This is a genomic window from Kitasatospora aureofaciens, from assembly GCF_001188955.3.
In the GTDB taxonomy this organism is placed as follows: Bacteria; Actinomycetota; Actinomycetes; order Streptomycetales; family Streptomycetaceae; genus Kitasatospora; species Kitasatospora aureofaciens.
On sequence record NZ_JPRF03000047.1, the window covers coordinates 41296 to 52494 of the forward strand.

11 protein-coding genes are annotated in these 11199 nt (G+C 73.0%); 3 read left to right on the forward strand and 8 right to left on the reverse strand.

Annotated features, from left to right (window positions below; genetic code table 11):
• Positions 1 to 41 precede the first annotated feature (41 nt).
• The 7 genes from HS99_RS28865 to HS99_RS28895 form a co-directional block, all read right to left on the reverse strand.
• The gene (locus HS99_RS28865) at positions 42 to 2447 is read right to left on the reverse strand and encodes a glycoside hydrolase family 65 protein (RefSeq protein ID WP_030289792.1); all 2406 of its coding nucleotides are present in this window, start codon (positions 2445 to 2447) and stop codon (positions 42 to 44) included.
• A 100-nt stretch (positions 2448 to 2547) separates the two neighbouring features.
• Positions 2548 to 3297 carry an HAD family hydrolase gene (locus tag HS99_RS28870; protein WP_030289793.1) on the reverse strand — a complete coding sequence of 250 codons (750 nt, stop codon included), beginning with the start codon at positions 3295 to 3297 and terminating at the stop codon, positions 2548 to 2550.
• 103 nt (positions 3298 to 3400) lie between these two features.
• The gene (locus tag HS99_RS28875; protein ID WP_030289794.1) at positions 3401 to 4201 is read right to left on the reverse strand and encodes a VOC family protein; all 801 of its coding nucleotides are present in this window, start codon (positions 4199 to 4201) and stop codon (positions 3401 to 3403) included.
• Positions 4202 to 4390: 189 nt separating this feature from the next.
• Positions 4391 to 4840: an SRPBCC family protein gene (locus HS99_RS28880; protein ID WP_046385446.1), complete on the reverse strand. Its 450-nt coding sequence runs from the start codon at positions 4838 to 4840 to the stop codon at positions 4391 to 4393.
• Between the two features lie 106 nt (positions 4841 to 4946).
• The gene (locus HS99_RS28885) at positions 4947 to 6602 is read right to left on the reverse strand and encodes an LCP family protein (RefSeq protein WP_030555339.1); all 1656 of its coding nucleotides are present in this window, start codon (positions 6600 to 6602) and stop codon (positions 4947 to 4949) included.
• 278 nt (positions 6603 to 6880) lie between these two features.
• Positions 6881 to 7381, reverse strand: a complete 501-nt coding sequence (locus tag HS99_RS28890) for a LytR C-terminal domain-containing protein (protein WP_030598001.1) — start codon at positions 7379 to 7381, stop codon at positions 6881 to 6883.
• Positions 7382 to 7393: 12 nt separating this feature from the next.
• Entirely contained in the window at positions 7394 to 8383 is a 990-nt protein-coding gene (locus HS99_RS28895) for a helix-turn-helix domain-containing protein (protein WP_030289798.1), read from the reverse strand.
• A gap of 377 nt (positions 8384 to 8760) precedes the next feature.
• Between HS99_RS28895 and HS99_RS28900 the strand changes: the two genes are divergently transcribed.
• From HS99_RS28900 to HS99_RS45355, 3 genes are all read left to right on the forward strand, one after another.
• A complete protein-coding gene (locus HS99_RS28900) occupies positions 8761 to 8988 on the forward strand; it encodes a hypothetical protein (protein WP_030555336.1) in 228 nt (75 codons plus the stop codon).
• Between the two features lie 144 nt (positions 8989 to 9132).
• Positions 9133 to 10023 carry a hypothetical protein gene (locus tag HS99_RS28905; protein WP_141763844.1) on the forward strand — a complete coding sequence of 297 codons (891 nt, stop codon included), beginning with the start codon at positions 9133 to 9135 and terminating at the stop codon, positions 10021 to 10023.
• Positions 9957 to 10673, forward strand: coding sequence for a VOC family protein (locus HS99_RS45355; RefSeq protein WP_030289801.1), 717 nt, complete (start codon positions 9957 to 9959; stop codon positions 10671 to 10673). The genes HS99_RS28905 and HS99_RS45355 overlap by 67 nt, the downstream gene beginning before the upstream one ends.
• Here HS99_RS45355 and HS99_RS43615 read toward each other — a convergent pair.
• Positions 10660 to 11199 (reverse strand): helix-turn-helix transcriptional regulator (locus tag HS99_RS43615; RefSeq protein WP_244915999.1); only part of this gene is annotated, 540 nt, incomplete at its 5' end. The two genes, HS99_RS45355 and HS99_RS43615, sit on opposite strands and share 14 nt — an antisense overlap.

The following is an 11199-nucleotide window of genomic DNA, read 5'->3' on the forward strand; positions in this document are numbered from 1 at the left end:
GGAACGGCCCCGCGCCGCGGGGACGGGCGGGAGTGGCCGGGCTACTCCGCCGCCAGGTGGTCCTGCTGGCCGAGCTTGCCCGCGGCCAGGCCCGCCTGGGCCTGGCGGCGGGCCGGTTCGCGGCCCGGCGGCTGGGCGCAGGGCTCCTGGGCGGGCGGGACGGTGGTGGGCAGGGTGACCGGGGAGCCGGCCTTGACCTGGACCGCCTCGCCGTCGTGCCGCAGGTGGATCACCTCGCCGCGGCGCAGTGTGTAGGTGGTGCCCCCGTGGGTGATCCGGACGCCGAGCAGTTGGTCGCGCACCATCAGGGAGAAGCTCAGCTTCATCAGGCCGGCGGGCAGCCGGGGGCGGAAGTCGAGCACCTCGCCGTGGTCGCGCAGTCCGCCGAAACCGGCCACCAGGGCGACGCAGGCGCCCGCGAGCGAGGCCATGTGGAGGCCGTCGCGGGTGTTGCCGCCGAGGTCGTGGAGGTCCATCAGCGCCGCCTCCGCCGTGTAGTCGTAGGCGAGGTCGAGCTGGCCGACCTCGGCGGCGATGACGGCCTGGGTGCAGGCGGACAGCGAGGAGTCGCGGACGGTGAGCCGCTCGTAGTAGGCGAAGTTGCGGGCCTTCTGCTCGTCGGTGAAGGCGTCGCCGCGGACCTGCATGGCGAGCACCAGGTCGGCCTGCTTGACCACCTGCTTGCGGTACAGGTCGAAGTACGGGTAGTGCAGCAGCAGCGGGTACTTCTCCGGCGGGGTGCCCTCGAAGTCCCAGACCTGGTGGTGGGTGAAGCCGTCGGCCTGGGGGTGGACGCCGAGGTTCTCGTCGTACGGGACGTACATCGCGGCGGCGGCGTCGCGCCAGGCGGCGGTCTCCTCGGTGTCGACGCCGAGCTCGCCGGCCTCGCGCGGGTGGCGAACGGCGGCCTCGGCGGCGGCGCGCAGGTTCGTCTGCGCCATCAGGTTGGTGTAGACGTTGTTGTCGGCGACGGCGCTGTACTCGTCGGGGCCGGTGACGCCCTCGATCCGGAACTTCCCGGCGCTGTCGTGGTGGCCGAGCGAGCGCCACATCCGGGCGGTCTCCACCAGGAGTTCGAGGCCGTACTCGCGCTCGAACTCGTGGTCCCCGGTGGCCCGGACGTAGCGGGCGACGGCGGAGGCGATGTCGGCGCCGATGTGGAAGGCGGCGGTGCCGGCCGGCCAGTACCCGGAGCACTCCTCGCCGCGGATCGTTCGCCAGGGGAACACCGCTCCGGACAGCCCGAGTTGGGCCGCTCGTTCGCGGGCGAGCGGGAGGGTGGTGTGCCGCCAGCGCAGGGCCTGGTTGACGGCGCCGGGCAGGCAGTAGGTGAGCACCGGCAGGACGAAGGCCTCGGTGTCCCAGAAGCTGTGGCCGTCGTAGCCGGGGCCGGTCAACCCCTTGGCGGGGATGGCTCGTTCCTCGCTGCGGGCGCCGGCCTGGAGGACGTGGAAGACGGCGAACCGGACGGCCTGCTGGAGTTCGACGTCGCCCTCGATCTCGACGTCGCTGGTCTCCCAGAACTCCCTGAGGTAGTCCGCCTGTTCGGCGACCAGGCCGTCCCAGCCGGTGTACCGGGCGGCGGTCAGCGCGGCCTCGACCTGGTCCCGCACGGCGGGCAGCGAGCGGGTGCCGGACCAGCCGTAGGACATGAACTTGACCAGCCGGAGCCGCTGCCCGGGCTCCAGCACGGTGGTGACGCTGATCCGGCAGTGGTCGGACTCGGCCTCGGCGACGGTGTCCAGCCGCTCCGGGCCCTCGATGACGTGGTCCATCCCGGCGGCGACCCGGATGCCGCTGAACCGGGTGCGGTGCACCAGGACGGCCTTGGTGCCGCTGGCGTGGTGCGCCTCGGCCTGCAGCGGGGCCTCCAGGACGGCGGCGGCGCGCGGGTCGCCCTCGGGGCCGCCGGGCAGCTGCTCGTTGGCGACCAGCTCGGACTGGAGCACGACCCGCACCGGCCCGTCCACCGCCTCGACGCTGTACTCCACGGCCGCGATGGCGCGCTGGGTGAGCGAGACGAGCCGGGAGGAGCGCACCCGGATGGTCCGCCCGGCCGGGGAGGTCCACTCGCACTCGCGGTGCAGCAGGCCCTCGCGGAAGTCCAACCATCGGGTGTGGCCAACCAGTTCGCCGTAGCGCAGGTCGAAGGGCTCGTCGTCCACCAGCAGCCGGATGATCTTGCCGTTGGTGACGTTGATGACGCTCTGGCTGGACTCCGGGTAGCCGTAGCCGCCCTCGCCGTACGGCAGCGGGCGCAGCTCGAAGACGCCGTTGAGGTAGGTGCCGGGCAGGCCGTGCGGCTCGCCCTCGTCCAGGTTGGCGCGCAGGCCGATGTGCCCGTTGGACAGCGCGAAGACGGACTCGGCGCGCGCCATCGAGGTGGCGTCCACCCCGTGTTCGGTGATCTGCCAGGGGTCGACGGAGAAGTTGTCCGCGGGACTCATGCGCCCACCTCGCTCCGCTCGGCAGGGGCATTCGCCCACACGCGCCCCTCGACGGTCCTCCCCCGGCCTCCGGCCGGGGGGACCCCCGTGCTCCGCTCGCTCATGCTTTCCCCTCCCCCAGCAGCTCGGAGAGGTCGTCGACGACCACCGTGGCCCCGTCGCGGCGCAGTTCGTCGGCCTGTCCGGTGCGGTTGACCCCGACCACCGCGCCGAAGCCGCCGGCCCGGCCGGAGGCGACCCCGGCGAGGGCGTCCTCGAAGACGACGGCGTGCGCGGGTTCGACGCCGAGCTCGCGGGCGGCGTACAGGTAGGTGTCCGGGGCGGGCTTGCCGGGCAGGGCCTGCCGCTTGGCGACCACGCCGTCCACGATCAGGTCGAAGAGGTCCAGGATGCCCGCCGAGCGCAGCACGTCGCGGCAGTTGGCGCTGGAGGAGACCACCGCGCTGGGCAGCCCCAGCTCGCGCAGCCGGCGCACGTAGGCGACCGAGCCCTCGTACGGCGCGACGCCCTGCTCGCGGATCAGCCGCAGCACGGTGTCGTTCTTGGCCCGGCTGATCCCCTGCACGGTACGGGCGTTCGGCGGGTCGTCCTCGGTGCCCTCGGGCAGGTCGATGCCCCGGCTGTGCAGGAAGGCCCGGGTGCCGTCGAGGCGCGGTCGGCCGTCCACGTAGGTGTCGTAGTCGGTGACGGCGTCGAAGGGGACGAACTGCCCGCCGGTGCGGGCGGCTTCGGCGCGCAGGAAGGCGTCGAAGGTGTCCTTCCAGGCCGCGGCGTGCACCGTGGCGGTCTGGGTGAGCACTCCGTCGAGGTCGAAGAGGAAAGCGCGGATGTCGTCGGGTAGCCCCAGCATGGGTGCAGTCTGCCCCAGGGAGCGCGGGGGATGCCGCCCATTCCCGGCGGCGCGTCGCGGGAAGGGCGGCGTCCGGTCGCCGCGGCGGTGAAGGGCGGCGGGATCAGGGCGAGTCGGGCAGCTGGGCCTCGGGCGCCTGGATGACGGCGAAGACCGCGCCCTGCGGGTCCTTGACCACGGCCATCCGGCCGGACTGCATGTCGAACGGCGGCTGGACCACCGTGCCGTTCTGCTTGACCAGGGCGTCCACCACCGAGTCGGTGTCGTCCACCGAGAAGTACGGCATCCAGTGCGAGGGCGTGCCGGCGTCCAGGTACTTCGGGATCTCCTGCATGCCGCCCACCGTGCGGTCGCCGACGTTCAGCGAGTAGTAACCGTCCATGCCCTGGATGGTGGCCGGGCGCAGGCCCAGGGCCGACTGGTAGAAGCCGCCGGCCGCGCCGGTGTCGGCGGTGTTGAGCTCGTTCCAGACCAGTGCGCCGGGCTCGTTGACCACGCCCGCGCCGATGAAGTCCATCGCCTGCCAGACGCCGAACACCGCGCCGGTCGGGTCGGCGGCGACCATCATCCGGCCGAGCGCGCCGACGTCCATCGGGTCGTACAGGACCGTGCCGCCGGCCCCGGCGATGGCGGCCCTGGCCGCGTCGACGTCGTCCGAGGCGAGGTAGGTGGTCCAGGCGACCGGGGGCAGCGGCTGGCCCTCGGGCCCGGACTGCGCCATGATCCCGGCGACCGGGCGGCCGCCCAGCGTGCACACGGCGTAACCGCCGAACTCTGCCGGGCCGATCTCACCCTGCCAGCCGAACAGGTCACGGTAGAAGTCGAGCGCGGCCTGCTGGTCGCTCGCCATCAGGTCGATCCAGCACGGGGTGCCGGGCTTGTACGGGTCGGTCACTACGGGCATTGCTGGGCCTCCCGGAGGCGGTGGTGGCCGGCTGTGGTCGTCGGGCGGGCGGGGCCCGGCCCGACCGGTACGGCCGTCCGCGCGGACGGCGGTACGACGGGGTACACCGCCCACCTTCGGCCCGCCGCCGCGTTCCCGCCACCGGACGGCGCCCTGGCGGGCGACCGGCGGCCCGGGGCCGCCGGCTGCTCACTGCTCGTCGTGGCGCATCGTGGTGACGAAGTACGGCTGCACCTTGCCGCTCTGTGCGTAGTCCTTGAGCCGGACCAGCAGTTCGGCCCAGGTGCCGGCCACCATCGGGACGCCCGCCTCGCTGCCCGGCTGCCAGCCGCCGTGCCGGAAGAGCAGCCGGGTGCGGTCGGGCGCGTCGGGCTGGTCGGCGAGGTCCCAGCTGATCCAGGTGCCGGCCCAGTGCGGCGGGAACGCCCCGGCGTTGGCCCACAGCACCCGGTCCCGGTCGGCCCGCTCCCGACGCAGCCGGAACGGCTCGGGGACGCCGGGGAAGTCGAAGAGCAGCACGTCGCCCTCGCGGTCCACACCGGTGGTCCACCAGCTGGTCAGCCCGTCGTGGGTGTTCAGCGCGTCGAGCACGGCCGCGCGGGGCGCGGCGATGTCGATCTGCATGGCGATCTCGGGCACGGAGTCCGCCTTTCGGTGACCGGTGGGGCCCCCACTACCTGCCACGATGGCACGGCCCCGGGACGCACGCGCCCCGGGGCCGTCCCCGTCGGTCCGGTGCCCGCGGTCAGCCGCCGCTGCCGTAGGTGGTGTTCGCGCAGATGTCGTCGTCCGCCGAGCGGGCGTCGTTGGTGACGGTGGTGGGCAGCGGCGCCGCGGGCGTCTGGGCGCCCGGGGTGGTGCTCGCGGTGCCGGCCGTGGTCGTCCCCATGCCGTTGGCCGCGGCGAAGTCCTGGCCGACGATCACCGAGATGCCCCGCGCGCTGCTGGGCTCCAGGCTGGCGCCCGGGAACAGCGCGGCGACCTTCTCGGCGTTCGCCTTCTGGCTGGTGCTGTACTCGATCGTGGTGGTCTTGTACTTGGTGCTCGCCGCCTGGCCCGCCGTGCTGGCGGCGAACTTGGCGCCCTTGAGCAGGTCGGTCGCCTTGCCGGCCAGGCCGTTGGCGACGGTGCCGTTGTAGACCGCGACCTTGATCGAGGCGTTGGAGGCGTCCCCGGCCGGGGCGGCGGGCGTGCTGGGCGCGGCCTGCTGCGGGGGGGCGCTCGGGCTGCCGCCGGCGTCCGGCTGCTGGCCGGTGGCGTTCTGGCCGTCGATGGTCTGGTCGGCCCTGAGGGTCTCCCAGAGCTTGTTGGCGTCCGGCTGGACCAGGTCGATGTTGGCGTCCTGGGTGCGGTAACGCCAGGGCGCCGTCACGAACTTGAGGTCGTGCATGTCGATGTTCTTGAGCGACAGGCCGAAGGAGAGCAGCTTGTCCGCGGAGTCGAGCCCCGGGTCGACGGTCAGCGACTTGGTCGCCGCGTCGGCCAGCGGCAGCAGGTTGGTGGGGCTCATCCCCTCCTTCTTCATCTTGGTGGCGAGCGAGCTCATGAAGGCCTGCTGGCGCTTCATCCGGCCGATGTCGGAGCCGTCGCCGATGCCGTGCCGCAGGCGGACGTAGTCGAGGGCCTGCTGTCCCTCGACGGTCTGCTTGCCCTGCGGGAGGACGAGGTTGCCCTTCTTGTGCAGGTTGGGGTTGACGTCGCCCTCGTAGATCGGCTTCGGGAGGCAGACGTCCACGCCGTTGACGGCCTTGGTCATCGCGGCGAAGCCGTTGAAGTCGACCACGATGGTGTGGTCGACCCGGATGCCGGTGACCTTCTCCACCGTGTTCTGGGTGCAGGCCGGGTTGCCGCCGTCGCTGCCGCCGACCGAGAAGGCGGCGTTGAACAGGTCGTTGCCGCCCTTGGTCCACTTGCCGTTGGGCAGCTTGCAGGACGGTATCGGCACGATCGTGTTGCGCGGGATCGAGATGCCGACGGCGTGCTTGTGGTCGGCGTAGACGTGCAGCAGGATCGTGGTGTCCGAGCGGGCGCCGCCGTCCTCGCCGCCGCCGAGGTCGGAGTTGTTGCCGCCCCGGCTGTCGGAGCCGATCAGCAGCACGTTGACCGGCTTGTTGCCGTCCGCGTCGGCCTGGGCCTCCGGCGGGCGGTCGGTGGCGATCGCGTCGGCGTCGAAGGACTTGATGTTGGCGTTCAGCTTGTAGTAGATCGCGCCACCGGTGCCCGCGATCAGCACCAGCACGCCGGCCGCCGACCAGGCGACGATCTTCTTCACGTTCTTCTTGGGCTTGGCGCTGCGCCGTGCTGCCGCCCGTCCGCCGGAAGTGCCGTCCGCCGCGCCGGCGCCCTTGCCCTGCGCGGCGCGACGGGCCTCGGCCCGGCCGCCGGAGCGCGGCGCGGGCACGGTGCCCGGTGTACCTTCCGCCGGGAGCGCGTCGGACGCGCTCTCGCCCCGAGCCGGGCTCTCGCCCCTCCGACCTGACATGCGCGTACCTTTCACCGACGGAAGCGACGCCCCGGACGATCTGGCGCACCGCACAGGGGGAGACGGTCAGAACCGCTCCCTGGTTGTACGTACGAAGGTCGGTACAGTCCGACCATCGTGGCTTCCGATCATATTGAGACCGAAGGTGATCACTGACCTCCGGTACACCAACGACCCCGGCAGTCACGGGGAGATCCCTACAGAACCCCCCAAACCACCCGATTCGGACTCGGTGCCGTCGAGCGGCTCGGAACACGCGGTCGGCCGTCTCGGAAGACGCAGGGGATGCCGCCGTCGGCCTGGGCGTCGACCATCGGGCCCTGCCGGGCCACGTTGCTGCCCGGGTCGGTCGGGGCGGCGGTGGGGCGGCCGGAGGCGACGCCGGTGAAGGCGGCGCCGAGGGTCACCACCACGTGGCCGGCGGCGGCCGGGGCCGACTCGGTGGCGGTGACGCCGTAGCGGGCGGCGATCCGGTCGGCGGCGCCCTCGGCGCCCTTGCCGTAACCGGCCGTGGTGACCTTCGGCCCGGTGGCGGCCGGGCCGGTCAGGCCCTCCTCGAAGCCCAGGCCGACCAGGACCTTGGCCTCCCGTCCCCGACAGGTCTGTCGCGGCCCGGCGGAACACGGAAACGGATCAGGACGAAACAGTTCGACGGAACTGCCTGCAGTCCAGACTTTTTGAGGAACGATCACCTCCACCGCCGGAAGCGGTCAGAGCCAGCCGCGCCGCCCGGCCAGCAGGCCGGCCTCGAAGCGACTGCGGGCGCCGAGCCGGTCCATCAGGTCGGCCATCATCCGGCGGGTGGTGCGCAGCGAGACCCCGAGGTGCTTGCCGGCGGCCTCGTCGGTGTAGCCCTGGCCGAGCAGGCGCAGGAGTTCCTGTTCCTGGCGGGTGAGGCCCTCCTCGTCGCGTTCACGCGGGGCCCCGAAGGGGGTGGCGTCGGACCAGGTCTGCTCGAAGAGCGAGACCAGGGCGGCGAGCACGCCGGGTGACGAGATCTGGACGGCGCCCTTGAGGGTGTTGGCCGGGTCGATCGGGACGAGCGCGACCCCGCGGTCGATGACCAGCATGCGCAGTGGCAGGGCGGGTACCGTCCGCACCTCGCAGCCGAGGCCGGTCAGCCACTCGGCGTGCTGGACGGTGGCCCGGTCCTTGCGCACCGAGTCGAGGTAGACGGTGCGCATGGTCACGCCCCGGGCGAGCAGTGCCTCGTTGTCGGGGCGGCTGGCCTGGAGCGAGGCGGCGGACTGGGCGCCGCCGGGGCTGAAGGTGAGCAGTTCGTCGCGGACCGAGCCGACCAGCTCCTCCATCCGCGCCTGGACGGTGGCCATGCCGAGCAGCCGTTCCAGCTGGCTGTCCTCGCGGGCCGACTCGTCGCGGAACTGGGCGAGCATGCCGGAGATCTCGGCCTGGCGGCGCTCGAACTCCAGCTGGGCGCGCTGCTGGACGGATTCGTAGTACCGCAGCAGGGCGGGCAGTCCGACCCTCGGGTCGACCGGGCGCAGGGCGCCGGACGGCTCGCCCGGGGCGTCGTCCTCGCAGGGGCGGAGCAGGCGCAGGCCGGCGAGCTGGTCGAGGGCGGCGCGGACCTGGTCCTCGGTCAGGCCGAGCTTTCCGGCCAGCCCCTCGACATCCAGCTGATGATCGGTCAGCATCAACCGGTAGACCGCCTGCGCGGCATCGTCGATCCCCCGCGTCATCGGCGCACCACTCCCCCGTAGCCCGTACCGATTTCCGGCGCTCGGCCGGACAAGTCCGCTGCCCGATCATGCCAGGACGGACAGGTCGGGACAACTGCGTAGGCGTTTCTTCCGGGGCAGCACGGCGGCAACGGACGGCCGGTCGGGATAAAGGTAATGAGAAGGCAATGGCACCAAGGTGCCACGGCGATCTTCCTGCCGCCCCGAACACCTTCCGATAGCGCTAGACGTCCTCCAGACTTTCGGTTGTCGGGGAGCCGCGAGCTCCCCAGCCGGGCCCGCCGATGATCACGGACCGTCATCACCGACGGCCGACCGACGAAGTCGGGGAATTGGCCGGCACCCGCTTCCGAACACACTTGTCCTGGGGGTTCTCCATGCTGCTTTCCTGCCGCAAGCTCGCCTGTACCGCCGCGGCCGCGCTGGCCGTCGCCTGCGGCGTCCTGGCCGGATCCGCGCACGCCGCGACCGACTCCGCGCCGGCCGTCAGCCCCGGCACCGCCTCGGTGCAGCAGTTCACGAACCACCTCACCACCCAGCTCCACGAGTCCCAGCTGCTGATGCTCGGCGGCAAGGCGACCCCCGCCGACTGGCGCTGGGGATAACGGCCGCTTCCGCAGGCCAGCGCACCCGATGACTCCGCACCGGGACCGGCCGCCGGGCAGCCCGGCCGGTCCGCGGCGGAGAGCCGGCGTCCGAACCCCGGACACCGCATAAATTGAATGTGCAACAAACCGCCAGGAGCGACAGTGCCGGTTATCGAGCCGATTGTGCTGAACTTCTTCGGCCTCCAGATCGCCCTCGTCCAGGCCGACCGCGACGAGATCTCGTTCCATTTCGGGCCGCACCTCACCGGGATTTCCCGGGACCCCGATCAGCTGCGGGTCGAATTCTCCCGGGCCCCCGGGAAGGACGCTCCCGGCGATTTCCTGGTCCGCCGCAGTGACGGAACGCCATTGCTGCGGCGCACCTTCCGGGGCTGGGGGAACGTCCCGTCCGCGGTCCCGCCGTTCGCGGCGCTGCAGGACCGCTTCTGCCTGGCCCAGGCCGTGGTGCTGGCCAAGGGCGGCGCCACCGTGGCACTGCTCGGCGGGCCGTACTCGGAGCAGGCCAACGTCGGCGCCGCGCTGGCCCAGCGCTCCTGGGAGTTCGTCTCCGGACGGCTTCTGGTGCTGGACCGCCGCACCGGGCACGTACTGCCCTACCTGGCGCCGCTGGAGGCGCGCGGACCGGCCGCCGCCTGGCTGCGCGGCGCCGGACTGCCCGACGGAACTTGGCGCTCCGTCACCTCGCCGGTCGGCGGCGAGGTGCTGCTGGTACGGCCGGAGAGCCTCGGTCCGGTGGTGCCGGTACGGGCCCGGCTGGCCCCGCCCGCGCTGGTCCGGCTGTGCCGCAGCGTCGACGAGGAAGTCCGCCTGGCACCATGGGAGTTCACCACCAGGACCTGGCCCGCCGGCTCCAGCGGACTGCTCGCCGACGCACCCACCCACTGCCTGCACCTGCCCGGCGTGAGCGGGGCGGAGGAGGCGGCCGGGCTGATCGATCACGCTTTGACCAAGGAGAAGGACGACCCGTGCCTCGACGTACCGGCTATGCCATCGGCGCACCGTGCTGGGCTGACTGCATCACTCCCGATCTGAACGGCAGCCGGGAGTTCTACTCGGCTCTGCTGGGCTGGGAGTTCGTCACCGAGTCGCCGGGATACCAGCTGGCCGTGCTGGGCGGCGAGGTCATCGGCGGCTTCGGCGCCGCCCCGGTGGGGCTGCCACCGCTGGCCACCTGGAACGTCTACCTGGCGACCAAGGACGCGGAGTACAGCTGCGCGCAGGTCGGGCGGCTGGGCGGACGGGTGGTGATGCCGCCGGTGCCCGCCGGGGAGAACGGACGGCTGCTGCTCGCGGTCGACCCCTCGGGGGTCACGGTCGGCTTCTGGGAGGGCGCCCGGGCCGAGGGCGTGGTGCTCGCCGACGAGCCGGGCGCGATCTGCGGCCACGAGCTGCGGGTGCCGTCCGCCACCCGGGCCGAAGCCTTCTACGGGCCGATGTTCGGCTACCGGATCGGCGCGGACGGCGAGTTCGCGCTCGACGGCGTCGCCCACGCCCGGGTGGTGGAGAGCGACCAGGGCCGTCCGTGCTGGCTGCCGCTGTTCGGTACGGCCGACCCGGCGGACGGTGTCCGCCGGGCGGTCGAGCGGGGCGCCCGGCTGGTCCGGCCGGGCCGGGGGGAGCCGCCGGTGCTGCGCGACCCGTGGGGGGCGGAGTTCGGTCTGGTGACCGCTACAACGCCTTGACCGCGGCCCCCAGTTCGGGCCGCCCCTTGATCGCCAGCTTGCGGTAGATCCGCCCCAGGTGGGTGTCCACCGTGCGCTTGCTGAGGCAGAGCCGCTCGGCGACCTCCAGGTTGCTCAGGCCCTGCAGCACCAGTTCGGTGACCCGCCGCTCGCTCGGGGTCAGCCGGACCGGCCCGGCGTCGCGGGTGCCGATGGCCGGGCCGCTGCGCTCCTCCGCCGGGCGCGGCCGGGCGTCGCCGCCGGGCAGCGGGTCGGCCGCGATGGTCCGGGCGGCGGCGTGCTCGCCGAGCGCCTGGTAGGCCTGCGCCGCGTGGGTGCGCCACGGCACGCAGGCCGGGTTGGCCACGCCGCGGGCGGCCAGTTGGTGCCCGCACTCCAGGAAGAGCCGCAGGGCCTGCTGGTGGTCGCCGCGGTGGGCGGCGAGCAGGCCGCGGGCCTCCAGCAGCACCGCGCGCAGCAACGGGTGGGCCTCCGCGGGCAGCTCGACGGCGGCCAGCTCGGCCTCGGCGCGGGCGGCATCGGCGCG

Bases quoted from the DNA above. Each gene is read 5' to 3' on its own strand.
- HS99_RS28865 (WP_030289792.1), bottom strand. From the start codon at position 2,447: ATGAGTCCCGCGGACAACTTCTCCGTCGACCCCTGGCAGATCACCGAA.
- HS99_RS28870 (WP_030289793.1), bottom strand. From the start codon at position 3,297: ATGCTGGGGCTACCCGACGACATCCGCGCTTTCCTCTTCGACCTCGAC.
- HS99_RS28875 (WP_030289794.1), bottom strand. From the start codon at position 4,201: ATGCCCGTAGTGACCGACCCGTACAAGCCCGGCACCCCGTGCTGGATC.
- HS99_RS28895 (WP_030289798.1), bottom strand. From the start codon at position 8,383: ATGACGCGGGGGATCGACGATGCCGCGCAGGCGGTCTACCGGTTGATG.
- HS99_RS28900 (WP_030555336.1), top strand. From the start codon at position 8,761: ATGCTGCTTTCCTGCCGCAAGCTCGCCTGTACCGCCGCGGCCGCGCTG.